Origin of the sequence: Burkholderia sp. SJZ089 (genome assembly GCF_007828315.1) — a bacterium.
Lineage (GTDB): Bacteria > Pseudomonadota > Gammaproteobacteria > Burkholderiales > Burkholderiaceae > Burkholderia > Burkholderia gladioli.
Genome location: NZ_VIUM01000004.1, coordinates 449,149 through 474,746, shown reverse-complemented (window position 1 = coordinate 474,746; position 25,598 = coordinate 449,149). Strand labels below are relative to the sequence as shown.

Sequence of the window (25,598 nt, the reverse complement as noted above, 5' to 3'; positions counted from 1 at the left end):
CACGGAGAGTATCGTCATGAAGATCGTCAAGCAGTGGTTCGCACGCCAGAGCCGGAAGCAGCGGGATGCCGAACGGCCCGGCTCGCGCGTCGCGGCCTCCCCGCTGTTGCTCGCACTCGAACCGCGCGTCGTCTACGACGCGTCGGTGGCTGCCGTCGCCGCGCAGACGCACGCCCATGAACACGCGCATGCGGAAACGCATCGCACCGAAGCGCAGACCGATACCGCGACGGCCGGCAACGCCACCCCGCCGCAAGTGTCCTCGGCGCCGGTCGACAAGCCGGTACGCAGCGCCTCGCGCGCCACCGCCGAAGGCACCGACACCTCGGCGCAAGCCCAATCGCGATCGGCCACCCAAGGGAACACCGATACGCAGCACGCCACGGCAAACGACGTCGGCATCGCGATGCCGGCCGTCGGCCAGACCGATGTGGTCTTCATCGACCCGAGCGTGGCGAACTACCAGACGCTGATCGCCGGCCTGCCCGCCGGCACGCAGTACGTGGTGCTCGATGCCGGCAGCGACGGCTTCGCGCAGATCGCAAGTTATCTGCGATCGCACCAAGGGGTCGAATCGATCAGCCTGATCTCGCACGGCACGGACGGCGCGATCCAGGCCGGTTCGACCTGGCTGACCGCCTCCGATTTCTCGGCCTACAGCGCGCAACTCGCGCAGATCGGCGCGGCCATGAAGCCGGGCGGCGACTTCCTGATCTACGGCTGCGACGTCGCCCAGCGGGCCGATGGTCAGGCGCTGGTGCAGCAGATCGCCGGCCTCACGCACCTGAACGTGGCGGCCTCGATCGACGCGACCGGCGCCGCCGCGCTCGGCGGCAACTGGACGCTCGAATACCAGGTCGGCCAGGTGCACACGGCGCTGAACGAATCGGCCGCTGCCCAGGCGCAGTTCAACGAGCTGCTCGGCGTGACGGTGGAAACCTACGACACCGCCGCCAACAACAACTTCCAGGCGCTCGGCTCGTCCCAGTTCACGCTCGACGGCATCGTCTACACGCTCGACCAGGCCGCCAACACCTTCGCCTACAACGATTCGAATTCGCCGAACGGCCCCACCGACATCACCGACTCGCCGACCGACGGCGTGCTCGAGATCAATGCGGACGGGGTTTCGGCGATGAGCAACGTCACCATCTCGCTGGCAAACGGCCATACCTTCAACCTGCAGAGCTTCGACCTCAGCTCCTTCAACGGCGACCTCTACATCCAGGCGCACTATGCCAACGGCACCAGCAGCGCGCTGATCCAGCTCGCCACGGCCGCGGTGGGCGGCTTCCCCGGCGCCACCGTGTCGAGCCAGCTGGGCAGCGCCTTCAACAATATCGTCTCGTTCTCGCTGATCGACCAGAACGACAGCGGCGCCTTCGAGCCTTCGCTGGACAACCTGACCTACCAGGACACCGGCCCGACCGTCACCACCAGCAGCGGCAACGCGGCCTGGAGTTCGGCCGACAACGGCACAGGCACGGGCGGCACGGCTGTGAGCGTCGATTCCGGCCTGATCCTCAGCGACGGCAGTTCCAGCACGGCCAAGACGGCCACCGTCAAGATCACCAATTTCCAGGCCGGCGACATGCTCAACTTCGTGGCGCAGAACGGCATCAGCAGCGTCTACAATACGTCCACCGGCACGCTGACGCTGAGCACCGGCTCCGGCACGGCGACCATCGCGCAATGGCAGGCCGCGCTCGAATCGGTGACGTTCTCGAGCTCTCTGACCTCGCCCAATCTCTCGACCACCACGCGCACCGTCTCGTTCTCGTTCAACGACGGCACCTTCGTCAGCAACATCGCCACGCGCAACGTGACGGTCACGGCGGTCGACCAGAGCCCGGTGCTGAGCGAAGGCGGCGCGACCAGCACCAGCTATCTCGCCGGCAGTGCCGCCGCCGCGGTGGACGCGAACATTCACGTCAGCGACGCGGACAATGCCTCGCTGGCCGCCGCCACCGTCACCATCGCCAGCGGCTTCGCGAACGGCGATTCGCTGAGTTTCATCAACAGCAACTCGACGCTGTACGGCGACATCCAGGCCAGCTACAACACGAGCACGCACGCGCTGTCGCTGTTCTCGGGCAGCGGCACCGCCACGGTCGCGCAATGGCAGGCCGCGCTCGATGCGGTCACGTTCGCGTCCTCGAGCGGCACCACCAGCGGCACGCGCGACATCACGTTCACCGTGAGCGACGGCACCAAGACCAGCGGCGCGCTGCATCACAGCGTGGTCGTGACGGCCGGCCCGACGGTCACCACCGACGGCGGCTCGGCCGCATTCGTCACCGGCGACAACACGGCCTCGACGCCGGTAGCGGTGGACTCGGGCATCACCGTCTCCGACGGCGTCAGCAGCACGCTGGCGAGCGCCACGGTGCAGATCACCGGCAACTTCCAGGTCAATCACGACCAGTTGCTGTTCACCAACAACCCGGCGACGATGGGCGACATCAGCGCCGTCTACAACACCAGCACCGGCCTGCTCACGCTGACCTCGGCCAGCGGCACGGCCAGCCTGGCGCAATGGCAGGCGGCGCTGCGCGCCGTCACCTTCACCAGCGACCTGGTCGTGCCGTCGAACGCGACGCGCACGGTCAGCTTCCGGATCAACGACGGCACCCAGGTCAGCCCGGTGGCGAACCGCTCCGTGAGCGTCACGGCGGTCGACCAGACACCGATCATCGGCGGCGGCGGCACCACCGTCAATTTCACGGCAGGCGACAACACCGTCTCCACGCCGGTGGTGGTCGACAACGCCATCACGGTGGCCGACGCCGACGGCGGCCCGCTGCACACGGCCACCGTCAGGATCAGCGGCAACTACCAGGCCACCGACGTGCTGGCGTTCAACAACAATAATCCGGCGCTCTACGGCGACATCCAGGCGACCTATTCGAACGGCGTGCTCACGCTGAGTTCGTCCAGTACCACGGCCACGCTCGCGCAATGGCAGGCCGCGCTGCGCGCCGTCACCTATACCTCCACCGCCGTCACGCCGTCGAACCTGTCGCGCACCGTCACCTTCGGCATCAGCGACGGCACCAAGAGCAGCGGCACCGTGTCGGCCACGGTGAACGTGGCCGACACCGACCAGACGCCGCTGATCAACGGCAGCAGCGGCAACGTCACGCTGACCCAGGGTGACAACACGAGCTCCACGCCGGTCACGGTGGACGGCGGCATCGTGGTGTCCGACCTCGACAACGGCACGCTCGCCTCGGCCACCGTCGCGATCAGCAACTTCCAGGACGGCGGCGACGTCCTGCTGTTCTTCAGCAATCCGTCGACGATGGGCAACATCGACGGCTCGTACTCCAACGGCGTGCTGACACTGACTTCGGCCGGCGGCGCTGCCACGGTCGCGCAATGGCAGGCCGCGCTGCGCTCGATCCAATTCCAGAACTTCTCGTCGGTGCCGACCACCACGCCGCGTGTCATCACCTTCGTGATCAGCGACGGCACCAAGACGAGCGGCACGTGGAGCCGCACGGTGGACGTGGCGCTGACCGACCAGACGCCGCTGCTGACCACCAGCGGCGGCACCGCCACCTTCACCTCGGCCGACAACGCCCCCTCGACGCCGGTGGCCATCGACACCGGCCTGATCCTGACCGACAGCGACAGCCCCACGATGGTCTCGGCCACCGTGCAGATCACCGGCAACTACGTTGCAGGCGAGGACGTGCTTGCGCTCGGCGGCTCGTTCGGCGACATCACCGCGAGCTTCGACGCCAACAGCGGCAAGCTCACACTGAACTCGGCCGGCACCTCGACCAACGCGCAATGGATCGCGGCGCTGCGCTCGGTGACCTATACCGACCTGGCGGCGGTGCCGACCGGCACGACCCGCACCATCTCGTTCACGGTCAGCGACGGCACCAAGGCCAGCGCCACCGAGACCAGGTCGCTCGGCATCGTCGCGACTCACCAGACGCCGGTCCTGACCAGCGGTACCTCGACCAGCCGGGACTACCTGCCCGGCAATTCGGCCACGACGATCGACAGCAGCCTCGCGCTGACCGACCTGAACGTCGGCAACCCGTCCGCGCTGGTCTCGCTGACGATCACGGTGCAAATCACGTCCGGTTTCGAGAGCGGCGACGTCCTGTCCTTCAGCGGGCTGGGCCAGATTCCGGTCAACGGCATCTCCCCATCCTACGATCCGTCCACGGGCACGCTGACGATCACCTCCACGGGCGGCACCCTCGCGCAGTGGCAGAGCGTGCTCGACAATCTGCAGTTCCAGACCGGCTCCGGCGCTCCGCTCGGCACGCGCGCGATCTCGATCACCATCGGCGACGGCGTCAAGACCAGCGCGCCCGCGACATACTCGATCGACGTGATCAGCTCCGCGCCGTCGCTGGCCACCAGCAGCACCGGCAGTGCGAGCTTCCAGGCCGGCGACAACGCGCCCGCCACGCCGATCGCGATCGATGCGGGCATGACCGTCGGCGATCCGCTCGGCAACGTGGTGGACACCGCCGTGATCGCGATCACCGGCAACCTGCACAGCGGCGAGGATGTGCTCGGCTTCGTCAACAATGGCCTGACGATGGGCGACATCACCGGCACCTACAACCCGCTGACCGGCGTGCTGGTGCTGAGCTCGTCGAGCGGCACGGCCACCCTCGCGCAGTGGCAATCCGCGCTGGACTCGGTCACCTATACCGACACGGCCGTCACGCCGAATACGGCGACGCGCACGGTCAGCATCACGCTGAGCGCCGGCGCGCAGACCAGCAACACGCTGACGCGCACCATCACGGTGGCGGCCGCCGATCAGACGCCGATCCTCAGCACCGGCAGCACCGGCTCGGTGCCGTTCACCGCCGGCGACAACGCGGCATCGACGCCGGTCGCGATCGACACCGGCATGGTCGTCTCGGATCTCGACAACGGCACGCTGGCTTCGGCCACCTTCCAGATCGGCACGGGCTTCCACGCCGGCGAGGACGTGCTCGGCTTCATCAACGACGGCGCCACGATGGGCAACATCACGGCCAGCTACGACGCCGCGCTGGGCACCCTGACGCTGAGTTCGGCCCACGGCACTGCCACACTCGCGCAATGGCAGGCCGCGCTGCGCTCGGTCAGCTACACCGATACCGCCGTCACGCCCGACACGGCCACCCGCACCATCAGCTTCTCGGTCAACGACGGCACCAAGTCGAGCACCCCGCTCACGCGCACCGTCACCGTCGCCGATGTCGACCAGACGCCGGTCATCGGCTCCGGCAGCAGTGGCCCGGCCGCCTTCCAGGCCGGCGACAACACCGTTTCCACGCCGATCGCGATCGACAGCGGCATCACGCTGAGCGACCTCGACAACGCCACGCTGGCCTCGGCCAAGGTGCAGATCGGCACCGGCTTCCACCCCGGCGAGGACGTGCTGCTGTTCGTCAACGACGGCGCCACCATGGGCAATATCACGGCCAGCTACGACGCCGTGCACGGCACCCTGACGCTGACTTCGGCCGGTGCCAGCGCCACGCTCGCGCAATGGCAGGCCGCGCTGCGTTCGGTCAGCTACACCGACACGGCCATCACGCCCGACACGGCCACCCGCACGATCGGCTTCTCGGTCAGCGACGGCACCAAGACCAGCGCGACCTACTCGCGCGACCTCACCGTGGCCGATGTGGACCAGACGCCTGTCGTGGGCTCAAGCAGCTCCGGCTCGGTACCCTTCCAGGCCGCCGACAATGCCCCGTCCACGCCGGTCACGATCGATGACGGCATCACGCTGTCCGATCTCGACAATGGCACCTTCGCCTCGGCCATCGTGCAGATCGGTGTCGGCTTCCATGCCGGCGAGGATGTCCTGAGCTTCGTCAACGACGGCCTCACGATGGGCAACATCACGGCCAGCTACGACGCCGTGCACGGCACCTTGACGCTGACTTCGGCCGGTGCCACCGCCGCGCTCGCGCAATGGCAGGCCGCGCTGCGCTCGGTCACCTATGTCGACACGGCCGTCACGCCCGACACGGCCACCCGCAGCATCGGCTTCTCGGTCAGCGACGGCACCAAGACCAGCGCGACCTACTCGCGCGACCTCACCGTCGCCGATACCGACCAGACGCCGATCCTCACAACCGGCAGCACGGGTTCGGTGGCGTTCACGGCCGGCGACAACGTGGCATCGACGCCGGTCGCGATCGACACCGGCATGGTCGTCTCGGATCTCGACAACGGCACGCTGGCTTCGGCCACCTTCCAGATCGGCGCCGGCTTCCATGCCGGCGAGGACGTGCTCGGCTTCGTCAACGACGGCACCACCATGGGCAACATCAGCGCCAACTACGACGCGGCCACCGGCACCCTGACGCTAAGTTCCTCGGGCAACACCGCCACGCTGGCGCAATGGCAGGCCGCGCTGCGCTCGGTCACTTATACCGATACGGCCATCACGCCCGACACGGCCACCCGCACGCTCAGCTTCTCGATCAACGACGGCACCAAGTCGAGCCTCTCGCTCGCGCGCAACATCACGGTTGCCGACGTCGACCAGACGCCGCTCGTCGGCTCCAGCAGCAGCGGCCCGGCTGCCTTCCAGGCCGGCGACAACACCGTTTCCACGCCGATCGTGGTCGACAACGGCATCACATTGAGCGACCTCGACAACGCCACGCTGGCCTCCGCCACAGTGCAGATCGGAGCCGGCTTCCATGCCGGCGAGGACGTGCTGTCCTTCGTCAACGACGGCGCCACGATGGGCAACATCACCGCCAGCTACGACGCCGCGCACGGCACCCTGACGCTGAGCTCGGCCGGCGCGATCGCCTCGCTGGCGCAATGGCAGGCCGCGCTGCGCTCGGTCACCTATACCGACACGGCCATCACGCCCGATACGGCCGCTCGCAGCATCGGCTTCTCGCTCAACGACGGCACCAAGACCAGCGCGACCTACTCGCGCGACCTCACCGTTGCCGACGTCGATCAGACGCCGCTCATCTCGTCGAGCAACACCGGTTCGGTCGCCTTCACGGCCGGCGACAACGTCACCTCGACGCCGGTGGTGATCGACAACGGCATCACCTTGTCCGATCGCGACAACGCCACCTTCGCCTCGGCCACGGTGCAGATCGGCGCGGGCTTCCATGCCGGCGAGGACGTGCTCGCCTTCGTCAACGACGGCACCACCATGGGCAACATCACGGCCAGCTACGACGCGGTGCACGGCACCCTCACGCTGAATTCGGCCGGCGCCACCGCCACGCTCGCGCAATGGCAGGCCGCGCTGCGCTCGGTCACCTATACCGACACGGCCGTCACGCCCGCCACCGCCACGCGCACCCTGATCGTCTCGGTCAATGACGGCGTGAAGACCAGCGCGGCCATCACACGCAACGTCACGGTCACCGATACCGACCAGACGCCGATCATCTCGTCGAGCAACAGCGACCCGGCCGCCTTCGTGGCCGGCGACAATGCGGCGTCCACGCCGATCGTGGTCGACAACGGCATCACGCTGACCGATCGCGACAATTCCACCTTCGCCTCGGCCACCGTGCAGATCGGCACCGGCTTCCACGCCGGCGAGGACGTGCTCGGCTTCGTCAACGACGGCCTCACGATGGGCAACATCACGGCCAGCTACGACGCGGTGCACGGCACCCTCACGCTGAGCTCGGCCGGCGCCACCGCCTCGCTGGCGCAATGGCAGGCAGCGCTGCGCTCGGTCACCTACACCGACACGGCCATCACGCCCGATTCGACGACGCGCGTCATCAGCTTCGCCGTCAGCGACGGCGTGAAGGCCAGCACCGCCATCACGCGCGACGTCACCGTCACCGATACCGACCAGACGCCGATCATCTCGTCGAGCAACACGGGTTCGGTCGCCTTCACGGCAGGCGACAACGTCGCCTCGACGCCGGTGGTGGTCGACAACGGCATCACGCTGAGCGACCTTGACAACGCCACCTTCGCCTCCGCCACCGTGAAGATCGGCACCGGCTTCCACGCCGGCGAGGACGTGCTCGGCTTCGTCAACGACGGCGCCACCATGGGCAACATCACGGCCAGCTACGATGCCGCCACCGGCACGCTGACGCTGAACTCGGCCGGCGCGATCGCCTCGCTGGCGCAGTGGCAGGCCGCGCTGCGCGCGGTCACCTACACCGACACGGCCGTCACGCCCGATGCCGCCACGCGCAGCATCAGCTTCGCCGTCAACGACGGCGTGAAGGCCAGCACCGCCATCACGCGCAGCGTGACCGTCACCGATGTCGACCAGACGCCGCTCATCTCGTCGAGCAACACCGGGCCGGCCGCCTTCGTCTCGGGAGACAACGCCCCCTCCACGCCGATCGCGATCGACAACGGCATCACGCTGTCCGACCGCGACAACACGACCTTCGCCTCGGCCACGGTGCAGATCGGCGCCGGCTTCCATGCCAGCGAGGACCTGCTCGCCTTCGTCAACGACGGCGCCACCATGGGCAACATCACGGCCAGCTACGATGCCGTGCACGGCACCCTGACGCTGACTTCGGCCGGCGCCACCGCCACGCTCGCGCAATGGCAGGCCGCGCTGCGCTCGGTCACCTATACCGACACGGCAGTGCTGCCCAACACGGCCTCGCGCACGCTGATCGTCTCCGTCAACGACGGCACCAGGACCAGCGCCGCCCTCACGCGCAGCGTGTCGGTCACGGCCACGCACCAGACGCCGCAACTGGGCGGCGGCGATGCGCAGCTCAGCTACACGGCCGATGGCAAGAGCGGCTCCACGATCACGGTCGGCGACGGCATCACGCTGGGCGATCGCAACAACACGCCGCCCACCACGGCGACGGTGGCCTTCGGCGGCAGCTTCGACGCCAGGCACGACGTGCTGGGCTTCACGCCCAGCGCCGCCAGCGGCGACATCACGGCCAGCTACAACGCCGCCACCGGCACCCTGACCTTCAGCTCGGCCAGCGGCAGCGCCACTACCGCGCAATGGCAGGCGGCGCTGGACGCGGTGACCTACACCGACACCCAGGCCGAGCACGCCAACGGCTCGCGCACCCTGGTGTTCACGGTCGGCGACGGCACGCGCACCAGCGCGCCGCTCACGCGCACGCTGCAGATCGTGGGCGTGCCGCAGCCGGTCGGCGTGCCGATCCTGCCGCCTACCGTGGAACCGGATCACCAGCCGACGCCGCCGATCGCGCCGCCGCAAGTCGAGATTCCGCGTTCGACCATGCTGATCGCACCGGATGCCCACGAGCGCAACGACGGCGTGTCGAATCCCCTGATCGTGCTGACGGCGCTCGACGCACCGCGCCAGATCAGCACCATCGTGCCGCGCGACACCTTTACCTTCGCCACCCACGACGCGCGCGGAAACGCATTGGGCGACACCTCCGTCACCTCGCTCGATTCAATCGTGCCGCAGGAGGCGGCCGCTGCACCGGCAACCGCGCATCTGCTGCCAGCCGCCGACGTGCACGCCATGCACCAGCCCGGCAGCGCCTTCGCGCTCAACGTGGCCCCGCTGCTGCGCGCGCCGGCCAATGCCGAAGCCGCGCACGAGCAGGCCAGCGTGGCCGTCACGCTGGCCGACGGCGCGGCCCTGCCGGCCTGGCTCCATTACGACGCCACGCACGGCACGCTGAGCGGCACGCCGCCGGCCGGCGTGCACGAGATCCGCGTCACGCTGGTCTCGCGCGATGCCGCCGGCAACGTGGTGCGCCGCGAGGTGGTGGTGCGCTTCGACGCGCACGGCAAGCCCGCCGCCAACGCGCATGCCGCGCCGAAACCGGCAGCCAAGCCGGCGCCGCAAGCCGCCATGCCGCCCGCCAAGGCCTCGCTCACCGCGCAATTCGCCAATGCGGTGGCCACGCTGCACGTGCCGCGCCACGACGCGGCCCTCGCCGAGCGGCAGTCCGCCGTCGCGGCCGTCACCCCGGAGCGCCGCTCATGAAATCCGCATTCGTTTTTTCCTTTGCCCATTCCGCCAAGAGACCACTCGCCGTGAACAACAAGACGCTCCGGGGACGCGCGCCGCGTCCCGCCCTGCTCGCCGCCGCCCTTGCCGTGATCTGGCTGTCCGGCTGCGCCGTGAAGCCGGTCCCGTTCACCGACGCGGAGCGCGCCGATACGGCCCGCACCGACCGCGCGGCGATGTTCACGAACCAGCAGCCGGTGAACGGCCCGATCACGCTCGACGAGGCGATGGCGCGCGCGATCCGCTACAACCTCGACCATCGCCTGAAGATGATGGAAGAGGCGCTCGCGCAGCGGCAGCTCGACCTGTCGAACTTCGACCTGCTGCCCAAGCTGACCGCGCAAGCCGGCTACACCAACCGCAACCACGAGCTCGCCTCGGCCTCGGAAGGCCTGTTCACGCACGAGGAATCCCTGATTCCCTCGTACTCGACCGACAAGAACAGCCGCACCGCCGACCTCAACCTGTCCTGGAACATCCTCGACTTCGGCGTCAGCTACTTCGAGGCCAAGGAGCAGGCCGACCACGTGCTGGTGCTCGAGCAGCGCCGCCGCAAGGTGGTGCAGCTGATGATGCAGCAGGTGCGCGAGGCCTACTGGCAGGCGGTGGGCGCGCAGCGCCTGCGCGAGAGGATCGGGCCGCTGCTCGAGCAGGCCGGCGCCGCGCTCGACGATTCGCGCAAGACGCAGGCGCAGGGCCTGCGCTCGCCGATCGAGACGCTCAACTACCAGCACGCGCTGCTCGACCTGATGCGCCAGCTCGAGGCGGTGCGCGACCAGCTCGAGGAAGCCAAGCCGCGCCTGGCCTCGCTGATGAACCTGGAGCCCGGCCGCGACTTCACGCTGGCCGCCGGCGACGACTTCAAGGTGCCGGTGTTCGAGATGCCGATGCCCAAGATGGAAGACATGGCGCTGCAACGCCGGCCCGAGCTGGTCGAGGCCAGCTACAACGAGCGCATCAGCGTCAACGAGACCCACAAGGCGATCGCCAAGCTGCTGCCGGGCATCGAGTTCAGCCTCGGCGCGCATTACGACAGCAACAGCTTCCTGGTCTACAACGCCTGGCGCTCGGCCGGCATCAGCGTGAGCTGGAACCTGCTGAACCTGCTCAACGAACGCAATATCCGCGGCACCGCGCAAGCCCAGCTCGAGGTGGCGAAGATGCAGCGCATGGCGCTCAGCATGGCGGTGCTCACCCAGGTGCACGTGGCACGCAGCGAGCTGGCCGCCAAGACGCGCCAGTTCGACCTGTTCAAGCAGATGAACGACGTCGACCAGCAGATCCTCGAACACACCCACAACGCCACCACGGCCAACGCGCAGGGCAAGCTCGAGGAGATCCGCGTGGCCACCGCCGCGATGATGTCCGAGCTGCGCCTCTACCAGAGCTACGGCGAACTCGAGAGCGCCTATGGGCAGATGCTCGCCACGCTGGGCCTGGACCCGGTCGGCGACAAGCTGAACGGCCATGACCTCGCCTCGCTGCGCAAGTCAATCGGCGAGGAACAGCAGCGCTGGGACGTGCTGGCCCAGGGCGGCGACCTGACTGCCGCCGCGCCCGCCCAGCCGGGCCCGACGCTGGCCGCCGCAGCCGCGCTCGACGCAGCGGGAGCCACCCAGAAATGACGCAGGCCAGGCACTACCGGGCAGCCGGCGCGATCGCGCTGCTCGTCGCGACAGGTTTCGCGATGGCGGCGCCGCCGGCTTCCGCTCCCGCCGCCGCGCCCGCTCCGGCGACGGCCCAGGCCCCGGCCGCCGACAGCCCCGATTCGCGGATCCGCATCCAATTGGTGGCGCGCGACCAGGTCGACGTGTCGAGCGAAATCTCGGCCAAGATCGCCTCGCTGCCGTTCCGCGAGGGCGACAGCTTCCGCACCGGGCAGACCCTCGTCACGCTCGATTGTTCGCTGTACAGCGCGCAGTTGCGCAAGGCCCAGGCCGACGCCGACGGCGCGCGCGACCTGCTCGACACCAACCGCAAGCTGCTCGCGCTGCATTCGATCGGCGAGCTGGAGGTGCAGCAGGCGCAGGCCAAGCAGAGGGCCAGCGCGGCCGACGTGGCCTATATGCAGGCCACCGTGCACAAGTGCGCGATCGCGGCGCCCTTCGACGGGCGCGTGGTCAAGCGCAGCGCCTCGCCGCAGCAGTTCGCCGAGCCCGGCAAGCCGCTGCTGACCATCGTCGACACCGGCCATCTCGAACTGAAGATGATCGTGCCGTCGAAATGGCTGGCCTGGCTCAAGCCAGGCCATGCGCTGAGCGTGCAGGTCGACGAGGTGGGCAAGACCTACCCGGCCAAGGTGGCGCGGATCGGCGCGCGCGTCGACCCGGTCACGCAGACCGTCGACGTGACCGCCGCGCTGAACGCCGGCGCGCCCGAGCTGCTGCCGGGCATGAGCGGCTGGGCCAGCTTCGCGCGGTGATGTCATGACGGTGACGGCAACCCGCATGGCGGAAGAGGCAGCCCAGGAACAGGTGCGCATCGACGGCCAGCAGCTCGCGCTGCTCTGGCAGTTGTCGGCCCGCGCCCGCGCGGCCGCCAGCGAGACCACGCTCGGCTTCACGATCGTCAACGAAACCCTGGCCCTGGTGCCCTATCGCCAGGCCGCCTGGTGGCGCGGCGACGCGCCGGGCCACGTGGCGGCGGTCTCGGGCCTGCCGCAGAGCGACCCGAACGCGCCCTATGTGCAGTGGCTCGGCGCGCTCTGCAAGGCGCTCGCGCGCGGCCTGCAGGACGCACCGCCCAAGGACGCCGCGGCGCGCGTGGAAGGCCAGGGCGCGCCGGTGCTGCCGGCCCGCCCGCAGGTGCGGACCTTCACGGCCGCCGACCTGCAGGCCGGCGCGCCGCACGTGGCCGAGGAATGGAGCGCCTGGTGGCCGGCGCACGGCGCCTGGCTGCCGCTGACCGATCGCGGCGGGCGCGCCGTGGGCGGCGTGGTGTTCGCCCGCGAGGAGCCCTGGAGCGCCACCGACTCGGCCCTGCTGACCGAACTCGGCCAGGTCTGGGCGCATGCCTTCGAATCCTTCGCGCCGCGCGCCTCGTGGCAGGAACGCGCGCGCGCCCTGCTGCGGCCCGGCCGCCAGCAGCGCCGCGTGCTGATCGGCCTGGCGGTGCTGTGCCTGATCCCCGTACGGCTGACCGTGCTGGCGCCGGCCGAAGTCACGCCGAAGGACCCGTTCGTGGTGCGCGCGCCGCTCGACGGCGTGATCGACCGCCTCTACGTGCAGCCGAACCAGCCGGTGCAGCGCGGCACGCCCCTGCTCGGCCTGGACGCCACCACGCTGCAGTCGCGCTACGCGCTGGCCCGCAAGGACTACGACACCGCCCAGGAGGAATACCGGCAGACCGCCCAGCTCGCCGTCACCGACGACAAGACCCGGCTGGACATGGCCGAGCGCCAGGGCAAGCTCGACCAGAGCCGCGTCGAGCTCGACTACACGGCGCGCCAGCTCGCGCGCGTGAGCGTCAACGCGCAGCGCGCCGGCGTGGCGATCTTCAGCGATCCGAACGAGTGGACCGGCAAGGCGGTGGCCGTCGGCGAGAAGATCCTGGTGCTGGCCGATCCGGCCCACGTGGAGGTGACCGCCTGGCTGCCGGTGGCCGACAACATCGACGTCAAGCCCGGCATGTCGCTCACGCTCTATCCGAAGAGTTCGCCGCTGTCGAGCTACGACGCGCGCATCGACTCGGTGGCCTGGCGCGCCGAGCCCACGCCCGAGGGCGTGCTGGCCTATCGCGTGCGCGCCACGCTCGACGCCGGCGAGGCCCGCGCGCCGCTCGGCGCGATGGGCACCGCGCGGATTCGCGGCGGCTGGGTGCCGTCGATCTACTACGTATTGCGCCGTCCGCTGACACTGGCCCGCCAGTGGCTCGGCTGGTGATTTGCCGGCGCCCACGCTCCATGCCACGACTTCCGCAACTGCGCCAGGAACTGACGCTCTCGCCCGGCGCCGCGACGCCCGAGGGCGCGCCCACCTGGATGCTGCACGACCCCGCCGCGAACCGCTTCTTCCAGCTCGGCTGGCCCGCCTTCGAGCTGCTGTCGCGCTGGCCGCTCGACGATCCGCGCGCGATGGTCGAGGCCGTCAACCGCGATACCACGCTGACGGTGACGCTCGACGACCTGGACGCGCTGCTGCGCCTGCTGCGCCACCAGAACCTGCTGGTCTCGAATTCGGCCGCCGACACCGCGCGGCTGGAGCAGCACGAAGCCGCGCACCATACCTCGCGCGGCATGTGGCTGCTCAAGCACTACCTGATGGTGCGGATCCCGCTGTGGCACCCGATGCCCTTCCTGCGCGCCACCGCCCGCCATGTCGCCTTCGCGTTCCGTCCGGCGTTCTGGTACCTGGTGGCCGCCGTGGCGCTGCTCGGGCTGTTCCTGGTCTCGCGGCGCTGGGACGAGTTCCTGCACACCTTCCACGGTTATGCCGACTGGCGCGGCCTGGTGGGGGTGGGCATCGCCCTGGGTTTCGCCAAGGTGCTGCACGAGTTCGGTCATGCCTACACGGCCCAGCGCCACGGCTGCCGCGTGCCGACCATGGGCGTGGCCCTGCTGGTGATGGTGCCGGTGCTCTATACCGATACCACCGAGGCCTGGAAGGTGCCGGCGCGGCGCGACCGGCTGCGCATCGGCGCGGCCGGCATGCTCAGCGAGATCGCGCTGGCCGCCTTCGCCACCCTGGCCTGGACCGTGCTGCCCGACGGCCCGCTGCGCGCCGGCGCATTCCTGCTGGCCACCACCACCTGGGTGGCCACGCTCGGCATCAACGCCAGCCCCTTCATGCGCTTCGACGGCTACTTCCTGCTGTCGGACTGGCTGGACATGCCGAACCTGCACGACCGCGCCTTCGCGCTGGGGCGCTGGTGGCTGCGCGAATGGCTGTTCGGCCTGGGCGACCCGCAGCCCGAGCCCTGCAGCACGCAGCGGCGGCGCTTCCTGATCGCGTTCTCGTTCGCCACCTGGCTCTATCGCGTGGTGGTGTTCATGTCGATCGCGCTGATCGTCTATCACGCCTTCTTCAAGCTGCTGGGCATGCTGCTGTTCTGCGTGGAGTTCGGCTGGTTCATCGCGCGGCCGGTCTGGCGCGAGGCGCAGGTCTGCTGGCAGCGCCGCGACGAGCTGCACTGGCGCCGCGAGACCCGGCGCAGCGCGCTGCTCGGCGGTGCGCTGCTGGCCTTCCTGGTGCTGCCCTGGCATGCCGGCGTGAGCGCGCCGGCCGTGCTCGGCCCGCAACGCGCGCAGGGGCTGTACACCGTCGCGGCCGGTTACCTGGCCGAGACGCCGCCGCCAGCGCGCGACGGCCAGCGCGTGCGCGCGGGCGACACGCTGGCGGTGCTGGTCTCGCCGGACCTGGAGGCGAAGCTGGCCGCCGCGACGGCCGAGGAAACGCAGCTGCATTGGGAGGTCGACCAGCAGTCGTTCGACGATCGCCTGCAGAAGCAAGGCACGGCGCTGGCGCGACGCTGGGATGCCTCGCGCCAGACCGTGGACGGGCTGCGCGCCGAGATCGCACAACTGACGATTCGCGCGCCCTTCGACGGCACCGTGCAGGCCAACGACGACGCGCAGGCGCCCGGCACCTGGCTGCCGCGCGGCGAGCGGCTCTACGACCTGGTCGCGCCGGGCGGCGTGAAGGGCGATGCCTATGTCGGCGAGAACGATATCGCGCGACTCGAGGCCGGGCAGTCGGCCAGCTTCGTGGCGAACCTGCCGGAGCTCGCGGCGCGGCGCTGCCGGATCGACGCGATCGACAAGGTCAATGTCGCCACGCTCGACGAGCCGACCGTGGCGAGCGTCTATGGCGGGCCGATTCCGGCCGAGCAGGATATGAAGACGCGCCAGATCGTGCCGCTGCAGGCGACCTGGCAGGTTCGTTTCGCCGGTTGCGACGGCGATCCGGGGATCGGGCGGGAGGTGCCGGGGACGGTGCAGCTCGGCGCGGGGCGCGAGAGCCTGGCGGGAAACGGGGTTCGGTTCGTGGCGGCGGTGTTGCAGCGGGAGGTGGGGTTTTGAGGGGCTGGCCAGACACAATGACCAATACGGTCGCGATCATTGTCTTCGTCGCTCGCCCCATGATTCGGATTCCGTAAGCCGCCCCAGACAGCATAGGCTGTCTTGCCCGGCGTTCAAGACGGCAACCCGGGGCAGGCCTTTTCGTCGATCATCAGGCCTGGCTCGCTTCCGATCCGGCGATTCCGAATGGCCGCGATCCATCGCATCCCCTTGTGAGGCATCCCGTGAACCTTGCTCCTTCCGACTCGCCCTCGTCCGTCGCCACCGGCGGATTCGACGTGAAGATCTCGCCCCCCGAGCCGGTCGCCGTTGCGCCCGGCGCTTCCGCCATCGGCCGTCACGCGATCGAGAAAACCTACCACGGCGGCCTGGCGGGCCACTCGCTCGGGGAAATGCTGAGCGCCGGACAGCCGCAACAGGCCAAGGCCGGCTACGTGGCGATCGAGTCCTTCGAAGGCACCCTGGATGGCCGATCCGGCGGATTCGCGCTGGCCCATCTCGGCGAGATGGATGCGGGCAGCGAGTTCCTGCGGATCGGCATCGTGCCCGGCTCCGGAACCGGCGAGCTGGCGGGGATCAAGGGGCAGTTGCAGATCCGGCGCGAAGCCGGGAGGCACGATTACACGCTGACGTACTGGATGGCCTGAGCAAACCCCGAGGCTCAGTCGCTCAGCCGCCCAGCGGCAGGTCTGCGATGTAGGCGGCGATGTAGTCGTCCTGGGCCAAGGGGGTGTTCACCAGCGCCGTCGACAAGTCGAAGGCATCGAGCAGCCGGTCGAGATTGGCCATCACGACGTCAAACGCGCCGGCAAGCGCCGCATCGCGCAACTCATGCGCAAGACGCTGGCCGAAATGCTCCAGCACATAGAGGGTCGCGAGCGCGAGAATCGGCTGGCGATCCTCGCTCGCGACCTCCTGGGCCAGGAAGCTTTCGACCGCGAGGCGGCAACCATGCGCGCGAGCCAGATCGATGAGCGCCGGCAGGCGCGGATTCCAGATCGAAAGATACGCGTCGTCGCCCGGCTTCGCGGCCGCGAGACCGGCACTGGCACGCTGGTGCTGACTGCGCTCCTCGAACCTCATCAGGGCATGCAGTGCATCGACGCCATCCAGCGATTCGGGAAGCGCCGGCACCTCGGGCAGTTCCGACGGCTTCGACGCGAGTTCACGCCCGATTTCGATGAGAATCAGTTGGCTGTCGCCGCCGGCCGATCCATAAGCATCGACGAGATCCTTGTAGCTGCAGAGCCTGTTTTCGCCGACGAAGCCGTGACCGCCGGTTGCCCGGCGGCAGTTGTGGATCGCGTCGGCCGCGCCGGCCACCGTGATCGCCTTGGTCAGCGCGCCGATCTTGCTGACTGCCGCCCAGGGCACGGTCGAGATGCCCGAGGTGGTGCCCTCGTGCTTGACGCCGCCGGTCAGCCGGCTTGCGAAATGGCTGATGACGAAGGCTTCGGCAAGAGCCGTCAGCAACATGCCCTGCACGTTGCGGAATGCGAGTATCGACCCATCCCGATCCAGCAAGGCGCTCGTCTTCCTTTTCGATGCGTAACGAATCGCCGTCCATGCGCTGGCGCGCGCGGCGGCCGCCGAGCCGACGGCCGAGGCGATCCAGGCATTGGTTCCGGCGCTCAGCGAACGCAGCATGCGCTTGCCGGCATCCCCCAGCGGATCGTGGAACTCGCCATCGGTGCCGAGTGTGGCGCTGTCCTGCAGCCAATGCGTGCGCGGCACGCGAGCGCCGGAAAACGACACGACGCTATAGTCGAGGCCCAGGGAAGAAGCGCCCGACAATTCCTTGATGTTGACGCCTTCGCATACTCGCTCTCGATCGCGGATCGGCACCACGAACGGGAACAAGCCGAGATGACGATCGCCACACCACACCTGCGCGAAAACCAGCCCGGTTTTTGCCACGCCATCGAGCGCGACGTTGCCCAGGAACTTGCATGCGCTTGCCGTCGGCGTGGTGAGGACGAATTCATCGCTGGCCGGATCGTAGTCGGCACGCGTGCCGATCGCGAAGTGGCTGCATGACACGCCTATTTCGGTGTTCAGGATCACCGCGACGGACGAGAGCTTGTCCAGGTCCGTGATGACCCGATCGAGCGCGGCCGAAGGACGGCCCAGTGTCCTGATCGACGCCAGGCACACGCCATAATGCTCCTGGGCGACGCTGAACAGGGGCGGACTCACCGTCGCCGCGAATGCCAGCGCGTCGAACAGGCGCTGGTTATCGGCGATCAGCGCCGAGCCCGAACGTGCCCAGCCGTTCAGCAACTCGAGCTGCCGGTAGATGCCATGCTGCTGCTTGCCGCGATGGGGCTCGTCGTCGATCGCGGCGAATGCGGGCTGCTCGAGCAGGGCCACCAGTTCCCTCTCGTGCCTCGCTTCATGCCCGCGAACCAGTTTGCGCAGCATCGTGGACTCTCCTTGCTTGTTCGTGGATGGGTCGAATCTCGGCGCTCATGGTTGCACATCGGGCAGCGCCGATATCTGAACTTTTGTGAACCGGCCCGGGCTCGATGGATGGACCGGAGGCGGTTCACATTTGTTCAAACCTGCCGCCTGCGTTGCCCACTAGACTGCCTTCCGCGGTTTCGCTGCGTATCCGGCGAGCCCGCGTATCCCAAGGTCCGGCGCGTTCGCGCCTCTTTCATGGAATCGACACTGTGGGCGCTATCGACACCTCCCCCCTTACCCGCGCGATCGTGAGCGGACACATGCGCGGCCTTGGCGAAGCGATCGCCGAATCCCTGCTGGAACGCAACATCGAAGTCCTCGGGGTCTCGCTCGCCAAACATCCAACCCTGTCGCAACGCCATCCCGAGCGCTTCAACGAGGTCGCACTCGATCTCGGCGACCGCGAGCGCCTGCTGCAATGGCTCGGCGGCGAGATGTTCCTGCGCTTCGTCGGCGGCGCGCAGCGCGTGATGCTGTTCAACAACGCCAGCACCGTGAATCCGATCGGCCGCCTCGAACTGCAGGACCCCGCGAGCGTGGCGCATACCATCGCCGTGAACGTGGCGGCCCCCCTGACCTTGTCTGCCGCCTTCGCGAAAGCCAGCGCCGAGGCCGTCGATCGGCGTATCGTGCATATCTCCAGCGGCGCCGCGCAAATCTCGATGGCCGGCTGGAGCCTCTATTGCGCCTCCAAGGCCGCGCTCGAACAGCATGCGCGAACGGTCGCGCTCGATGCGAGCGACCGGCTGCGCATCTGTGCCATCCGGCCCGGCAAGGTCGATACGAACATGCTGAAGGAAGTGTGCAGCGCCGATCTCGAACGCTTTCCGACGCGCGACGCGTACCTCGAGATGGTGCGTAACGACACGGTGTACACGCCGCGCGAAGCCGCGACGAGAATCGTCACCCATGCGCTGAGCAACACCTTCGGAGAAGCTCCGTGCATGCATGTGCAGGACCTGCCCTGAGGCCGGCATCATGGCCGCCGACTGGATGCCGGATTTCGCGCATCCGCCGGCGCGGTCGGGCCGCCCCCTTCCCATCGTGCCCGGCGCGAGATCACGATCCGCCGGGCTTCAGCAGGTAGTCGTCGAGACACTTCCCTTTCAGCCATTTCGGCATCCGTCCGCGGCCGCTCCAGGTGCGCCCGGTCGCGGCATCCAGATATCTGGCGACATGCTTGAGCCTCGGCCGCTTGATGCCGGTTCGCGGCAAATCCCTGCCACGGGGAAAGGCCTTGCGCACGTCCTCGACTTCCACCCCATATTCCAGCATCACCCTGATAATCGATTTCACGACATCGGCGAGCACCAGGTCCCTGGCTCGCGCCACCTTCTCGTCCAGTTGGCGCTGCTGGCGAACCAGGTCCAGGTACTCGGATTTCGCGTCGCCTTTTTCTTCAAACTGATTCATTGCATGGCTCGAACAGGTGCATCGATCGTCTCCGACGACCGGATGGCGCGTTGCACTACGGCATGAAAAAAGCCATGTCCCGTCCGCATGATCGAATCGTCTCGACGTAGCTCCGGGACATGACCGAGGCAAGGAAACCGCGGCGGGCAGCCGACTCGCTCAATCGTCGCGCTGCCCCTTCACGGTGACGGCGACGCGGCGGTCCGGCTGCAGGCAGGCGATCACCGCCCCGCTCTCGCCTTCCGGACATGTCGTAACGGATTCGCTGGCGCCCACCCCGCTGGTGTGGATGCTCGCTTGCGCGAGCCCGTGCGCGACCATGTAGTCGCGCACGGCATTGGCGCGCGCCAGCGACAGGCGCTGGTTCAACGCGGCGGAGCCGATCCGGTCGGTATGGCCGACGATAGCGATCTCGCTCACCGCGCGATGGCCCTTGATCCGCGCGACAGCGCGATCGAGTTCAGTCTTGCCGCCCGGCAGCATCGAATCGATATCCGACTTGCCGAACGCGAACAGCGCATCGCTCTCCAGCGAGAACTGCTCGATCGTCACTACCTTCTGCTCGACGGCAACCGGCGCCGCCGGGGCCGCGGTGCGCAGCCAATCCGCGCAGGCCGACTCGCGCCAGTAGGTGCCGCTGACCTTCCCATGCTTGTCGAACTGCACTTGGTACTGGCAGGTCACCACTTCGCCGCCACGCCGGAAATCGAACAGGTAGTTCCAGACGCGCTTGCCGACGAACCACTCGTTGAAGTGCGGCGGCCCGATCAGGTCGTAGACCTGGTCCTTGTTCAACCCGGCGCTGACGTTGCGCAGGTTGTCGAGGTTGACGAAGGTCCCGCCGGAAGGCGAGGCGGATTGCTGATTCGGAAACTGCGGCGGCGTCTTCGGCGACGCGCACCCCTGCAGGACGGCGGCCGTCAGCAGGCTGGCCGCCACGGCGGCAATGGTTCGAATGTTCATGTCATGACTCGATGAGGAATGCTGGGATCGGCAGGCCGCGAAAGCCGGCCAGGGCCACGTGCGATACGCCCTGGCACTGCTCCCGCGGCCCTGCCCGTTCATGGCGAGACGGCGAGGACGCGCGTCCTTACCACTGGTAACCGGCGCCGACCACCGCGCCATAGTCGTTGCGCGTGTTGGTGGTGACGGCCGCCTTGTAGATCCAGTGATTGTTCTCCGAGATCGTCGAGATGCCGATCGCCTGGCCAGACTGGCTGCGATACACGCTGCCCGCGATCGCCACCATGCTCTTGCCCGGCCCGGACGGTTGCGGCAGGCCCGCCACCGCCATCGCGCTGGCGGTACCGCCGTCCGCATCGCGACGCAGGCTCTGGATCCGCGCATCGGTGTAGGCATTGGCATTGCCAACCGCGGCGTTCAGCTGCTGGACGTTCACGCCATCGGTCGGCGCCGTGCCAGCCGCGACATTGGTGATCTGCCGCGGCGTGTCCGCCGTTCCGATCGACACCACGTTGTTGCGTCCACCGTCGTTGCTGCCGGCGCCGATCGCCACCGAGTTGTTGCCGGACGAGGTCGAACCCGCGCCGATGGTGGTCGAACCCGTGCCCGATGCCGTCGAGCCGTTGCCGACCGCCGTGCTGTTGTTGCCCGAGGCCACCGCGCCATTGCCGCCCGCCGACGAGTTCGAGCCCGTCGAGCTGGCCGGCGAACTCGAACCCGGCGTGGACGGGAAGCCGCCGGTGCCACCGGTATTGCTGATGTTCTGGATCATGGTGGTGAGGCTCTGGTTGACCGCCTGCAGCTGGCTCACGTTGACCGCGTCGGTGCCCGCCACGCCGGCCGCCAGCCCGGTGATCTGGCGGTTGCCGATGTTCACCTCGCCGACCGAGGATTGCGGCGTGCTGAGCCCGTAGCCGATGTAGTTGCTCAACGCGCCGACCGTCGTCACCGAGCCGGCGCCGATCGCCACGCTGTTCGCGAAGGTCGCGCTGGAGCCGGAACCGAAGGCGAGCGCGTCGCTTGCGCTGCTGTTCGCGCCGGAGCCGATCGCCACGCTGCCCGAGGCGGAGGCCACGGCATTGGCACCCTGGGCAATCGCCTGCGGACCGGTGGCATTCGCCCCGCTGCCCATGGCGATCGCATCGGCCTGCCCGGAATTGGCGGCCTGTCCGATCGCGATGCCGCCCGGCGCGCTCTGCTGAACGATCGCGCCGTTGCCCACGCCCACGCCGTTGTCGCCGTTCACTACCGTGGTGGGGCCGACCGCGACCGATTCGGCGCCTACGGCGAGGGAATCCGCCGCCGTGGAGTTCGCGTGGAAGTACAGCGTCGGCGTCACGGCGAAGGATTGCAGCGCTCCCGTCAACTGGCGAACCGTGACGGCGTCGTGCGCCTCGGTGCCGTCGGCGACGTTGACGAGCTGACGATAGGTGTTGCCCGAGGCACTGCCGAAAGAGACGGCACCCAGCAGGGTCGCGTCGGACGTGTTGAACGGCACCGTGTGGCTGCCGGCCGGGATCGTACCGCTGCCCGCCGCGACGGCGCGATCCGACACCGAGCCCGAACCGATCGCGACGCCGCCCGCGATCGACGCCACCGCCTGCGCGCCGAGCGCCGTGGCATTCGCCGCACTCGATTGCGCCCCCGTGCCCGCCGCGAAGCTGTTCGCCGCGCTGGCCACCGCCTGCGGGCCGACGGCAATGCTGTCGGCACCGGTGGCCTGGCTGTCCGCCAGCGTGGAGTTGGCATGGAAGTACTTGATGCCCGAGCCGTTGTTGATGTTGGTGACGGCCGTGTTGAGGTTCGCGATGTCGCTGGTGTTGGTGCCCACCTGCTGGTTGGTGGCGAACAGTTGCGAGCCGTTCACGGCGTCGGTGCTCGTCGCGCTCAGCTGGCCGGCCGCCACGTTCTGGATCTGGCGTTCGGCACCTGCGGCGCCCACGCTGACCACGCCTGCCGGCGCGGCACCCGCGAAGCTGTAGCTCACGCCCCCGATGGTGGCGCCCGCGGTCGGCGTCGCCGCCGTGGTGGTCGAGTTGGAACCCAGGGCGACCGAATTCGCGATCGTCGCCTGCGCATTGCCGCCGATCGCCACCGCGTCAGTGCCGCTCGCCGTCGAATCGGCCAGCGTCGAATTGGCGTGGAAGTACTTGATGCCGGCGCCGTTGTTGATGTTCGTGATGGCCGTGGTGTTGGTGGTCACCTGCTGGTTCGTCGCGAACAGTTGCGAGCCGTTCACGGCATCGGTGCTGGTGGCGCTCAGTTGCCCCGCCGCCACGTTCTGAATCTGGCGTTCGGCGCCCGCGCTACCCACGCTCAGCGCGCTGGCAGGCGTCGCACCGGCGAACGTGTAGTTGACGCCGCCGATCGTTGCACCGGACGTCGGCGTCACCGCCGCCGTGGTCGATCCGCTGCCCAGTGCCACATCGCCCGCGTTGTTGGCCACCGCGTTCGGCCCGATCGCCACGCTGTTCGCACCGACGGCCTGGCTGTCGGGATCCGTCGAATTCGCGTGGAAATACTTGATGCCGGCACCGTTGTTGATGTTCGTAATGGCCGTGGTGTTGGCCGTTACCTGCTGGTTGGTGGCATTCAACTGCGAACCGTTCACGGCATCGGTGCTGGTCGTGCTCAACTGGCCGGCCGCCACGTTCTGGATCTGCCGCTCGGCACCGGCGCTGCCCACGCTCAACGCACTGGTCGGCGTCGCGCCGGCGAACGTGTAGTTGACGCCGCCGATCGTCGCACCGGACGTCGGCGTCACCGCCGCCGTGGTCGATCCGCTGCCCAGCGCCACATCGCCCGCGTTGTTGGCCACCGCGTTCGGCCCGATCGCCACGCTGTTCGCACCGACGGCCTGGCTGTCGGGATCCGTCGAGTTCGCGCGGAAATACTTGATGCCCGCGCCGTTGTTGATGTTCGTGATGGCCGTGGTGTTGGTGGTCACCTGCTGGTTCGTCGCGAACAGTTGCGAGCCGTTCACGGCATCGGTGCTGGTGGCGCTCAACTGGCCGGCCGCCACGTTCTGGATCTGGCGCTCGGCGCCCGCGCTGCCCACGCTCAGCGCGCTGGCAGGCGTCGCGCCGGCGAATGTATAGTTCACGCCGCCGATCGTCGCGCCAGCCGTCGGCGTCACCGCCGTCGTGCTCGAGCCGCTGCCCAGCGCCACGTCGCCGGCGTTGCTGGCCACCGCGCTCGGGCCGATCGCGACGCTGTTGGCACCCACGGCCTGGCTGTCCGGATCGGTCGAATTTGCGTGGAAATACTTGATGCCCGCGCCGTTATTAATGTTCGTGAGCGTCGAGCTGACGGTCGAGATATCCGTGGTATTGGTGCTCACCTGCTGGTTGGTCGCGAATAGCTGCGAGCCGTTAACCGCATCGGTGCTGGTGGCGCTCAACTGGCCGGCCGCCACGTTCTGGATCTGGCGTTCGGCGCCTGCCGAACCGACGCTGACCACGCCGGCCGGCGTCGCGCCCGCGAAGTTGTAGTTCACCCCACCCATCGTGGCATTGGCGGTCGGCGTGGCCGCCGTGGTGGTTGCATTCGCGCCGAGCGCCACGCTGTTCGCGACGCTCGTCGAGGCACCTGAGCCGAGCGCCACGCCGCCAGTGGCGGCAGCCTGCACGCTGGCGGCATCGCCGATCGCCACCGCGCCCGCGACATTGGCCTGCGATGCATTGCCGATCGAGACTGCGCCTTGACCGGTCGCGACATTGGTGTTGCCCAATGCGACGGCGCCGTCGCCATTCGCGGTGTTGTCGGCGCCCACCGCCACCGCGCCATTGCCGGTGGCCGAATTGGGATCGCCGATTGCCACCGCGCCGTTGCCGTTGGCCGTCTGCGCCTCGCCGAGCGCAACGGCGCCCGTGCCACCTGTCACCTGCGAGTTGTGGCCACCGGCGATGGAGCCGGTGCCCGCCGCCGCCGCCACGACGCTGGTATCGCCGAAAGCGACGGTCGAGGCGGCCAGCGCCTGGCTGCCGGCGCCGAGCGCCGTGGCGCTCGCAGCGTTGGACACGGTGAGATTGCCAACCGCCACAGCCGATTGTTGGCTTGCGCTCGCGGACGAGCCAACCGCGACCGCATTCGCGCCTGCCCCAATGGAATTGGGACCGAAAACAACGGCTTGCGCGCCGCTCGCATTGCTGCCGAAGCCGACCGCAATCGACTGGTTGCCAGATGCCGAGGTACCGGACCCAGGCGTACCTGCCACGCCGCCGCCAGCGCCGATCGCGATCGAACTCGTGCCCGTCGAGCCGGTATTGGTGCCGATCGAAACCGCCGAAGGTCCGCCAGCCAATGCGCCACTGCCCAGGGCCACGCCGCCGTCGGCCGCAGAGGTCACATTCGCCTGGTTTCCGACGGCGGTCCCGCCCACGCCCGACGCGTTGGCATTGATGCCGACAGCCGTGGCAAAGGTTTGTGAGGCCACTGACGTAGCACCCAGTGCCACCGCGCCGTTCCCTGTCGCCTGTGCGTTGAGGCCGGCCGCGAGCGTGTTGTCGGTCAATGCTCTCGCACCGGCACCGATCGCGCTCGCTCCGGATCCGGACGCTGACGCGGACGTGCCGATCGCGTTGGCATTCGTCCCGGAGGCTGTGGACAACGGGCCGATCGCCGAGGCGTTGGTACCCGTCGCCGTCGATGCCTGGCCAAGCGCCACTGACCCCGCGGACGACGCCGTCGCGCGAGCCCCGACAGCCGTGGCATTGACATCGCTCGCTGCAGCGGCCTGTCCTAACGCTGAAGAGCCGTCACCCGACGCCGTCGCACCGAACCCGATCCCTGTCG

General features: G+C 68.7%; 11 protein-coding genes. 7 read left to right on the top strand and 4 right to left on the bottom strand.

Features of this window, described 5'->3' with window-relative positions:
* The first annotated feature begins 16 nt into the window (after positions 1-16).
* The 6 genes from FB600_RS10285 (at position 17) to FB600_RS10260 (ending at position 16,612) form a co-directional block, all read left to right on the top strand.
* Entirely contained in the window at positions 17-9,925 is a 9,909-nt protein-coding gene (locus FB600_RS10285; RefSeq protein ID WP_145756729.1) for a DUF4347 domain-containing protein, read from the top strand.
* The gene (locus FB600_RS10280; RefSeq protein WP_096751044.1) at positions 9,922-11,574 is read left to right on the top strand and encodes a TolC family protein; all 1,653 of its coding nucleotides are present in this window, start codon (positions 9,922-9,924) and stop codon (positions 11,572-11,574) included. Before FB600_RS10285 ends, FB600_RS10280 begins: the two co-directional genes overlap by 4 nt.
* Positions 11,571-12,371, top strand: a complete 801-nt coding sequence (locus tag FB600_RS10275; protein WP_096751043.1) for an efflux RND transporter periplasmic adaptor subunit — start codon at positions 11,571-11,573, stop codon at positions 12,369-12,371. The genes FB600_RS10280 and FB600_RS10275 overlap by 4 nt, the downstream gene beginning before the upstream one ends.
* Before the next feature lie 4 nt (positions 12,372-12,375).
* Complete coding sequence (locus FB600_RS10270; protein WP_013690162.1) at positions 12,376-13,830, top strand: efflux RND transporter periplasmic adaptor subunit; 1,455 nt, start codon at positions 12,376-12,378, stop codon at positions 13,828-13,830.
* A gap of 20 nt (positions 13,831-13,850) precedes the next feature.
* Positions 13,851-15,965, top strand: coding sequence for an HlyD family efflux transporter periplasmic adaptor subunit (locus tag FB600_RS10265; RefSeq protein WP_096751042.1), 2,115 nt, complete (start codon positions 13,851-13,853; stop codon positions 15,963-15,965).
* A gap of 224 nt (positions 15,966-16,189) precedes the next feature.
* Positions 16,190-16,612, top strand: a complete 423-nt coding sequence (locus tag FB600_RS10260) for a DUF3224 domain-containing protein (protein ID WP_025100522.1) — start codon at positions 16,190-16,192, stop codon at positions 16,610-16,612.
* Positions 16,613-16,634: 22 nt separating this feature from the next.
* On the opposite strand, the gene FB600_RS10255 is transcribed toward FB600_RS10260, so the two are convergent.
* On the bottom strand, positions 16,635-18,386 hold the full coding sequence (locus FB600_RS10255) for a hypothetical protein (RefSeq protein WP_145756727.1): 1,752 nt from the start codon (positions 18,384-18,386) through the stop codon (positions 16,635-16,637).
* Positions 18,387-18,490: 104 nt separating this feature from the next.
* Here FB600_RS10255 and FB600_RS10250 point away from each other — a divergent pair, with 104 nt between their 5' ends.
* Positions 18,491-19,396 carry an SDR family NAD(P)-dependent oxidoreductase gene (locus FB600_RS10250; protein ID WP_145756725.1) on the top strand — a complete coding sequence of 302 codons (906 nt, stop codon included), beginning with the start codon at positions 18,491-18,493 and terminating at the stop codon, positions 19,394-19,396.
* 91 nt (positions 19,397-19,487) lie between these two features.
* Here FB600_RS10250 and FB600_RS10245 read toward each other — a convergent pair whose 3' ends face one another.
* The 3 genes from FB600_RS10245 to FB600_RS10235 all read right to left on the bottom strand — a co-directional run bounded on the left by FB600_RS10245 (position 19,488) and on the right by FB600_RS10235 (position 25,590).
* Complete coding sequence (locus FB600_RS10245; RefSeq protein ID WP_098182875.1) at positions 19,488-19,841, bottom strand: H-NS family nucleoid-associated regulatory protein; 354 nt, start codon at positions 19,839-19,841, stop codon at positions 19,488-19,490.
* A 159-nt stretch (positions 19,842-20,000) separates the two neighbouring features.
* Complete coding sequence (locus FB600_RS10240) at positions 20,001-20,804, bottom strand: OmpA family protein (protein ID WP_145756723.1); 804 nt, start codon at positions 20,802-20,804, stop codon at positions 20,001-20,003.
* A 127-nt stretch (positions 20,805-20,931) separates the two neighbouring features.
* Entirely contained in the window at positions 20,932-25,590 is a 4,659-nt protein-coding gene (locus tag FB600_RS10235) for a beta strand repeat-containing protein (protein ID WP_409995217.1), read from the bottom strand.
* Positions 25,591-25,598: the final 8 nt, after the last annotated feature.

Coding starts and splice junctions, on each gene's coding strand:
- FB600_RS10285 (WP_145756729.1), top strand. CDS start 17: ATGAAGATCGTCAAGCAGTGGTTCGCACGCCAGAGCCGGAAGCAGCGG.
- FB600_RS10280 (WP_096751044.1), top strand. CDS start 9,922: ATGAAATCCGCATTCGTTTTTTCCTTTGCCCATTCCGCCAAGAGACCA.
- FB600_RS10275 (WP_096751043.1), top strand. CDS start 11,571: ATGACGCAGGCCAGGCACTACCGGGCAGCCGGCGCGATCGCGCTGCTC.
- FB600_RS10270 (WP_013690162.1), top strand. CDS start 12,376: ATGACGGTGACGGCAACCCGCATGGCGGAAGAGGCAGCCCAGGAACAG.
- FB600_RS10265 (WP_096751042.1), top strand. CDS start 13,851: ATGCCACGACTTCCGCAACTGCGCCAGGAACTGACGCTCTCGCCCGGC.
- FB600_RS10255 (WP_145756727.1), bottom strand. CDS start 18,386: ATGCTGCGCAAACTGGTTCGCGGGCATGAAGCGAGGCACGAGAGGGAA.
- FB600_RS10250 (WP_145756725.1), top strand. CDS start 18,491: ATGGATGGACCGGAGGCGGTTCACATTTGTTCAAACCTGCCGCCTGCG.
- FB600_RS10245 (WP_098182875.1), bottom strand. CDS start 19,841: ATGAATCAGTTTGAAGAAAAAGGCGACGCGAAATCCGAGTACCTGGAC.
- FB600_RS10240 (WP_145756723.1), bottom strand. CDS start 20,804: ATGAACATTCGAACCATTGCCGCCGTGGCGGCCAGCCTGCTGACGGCC.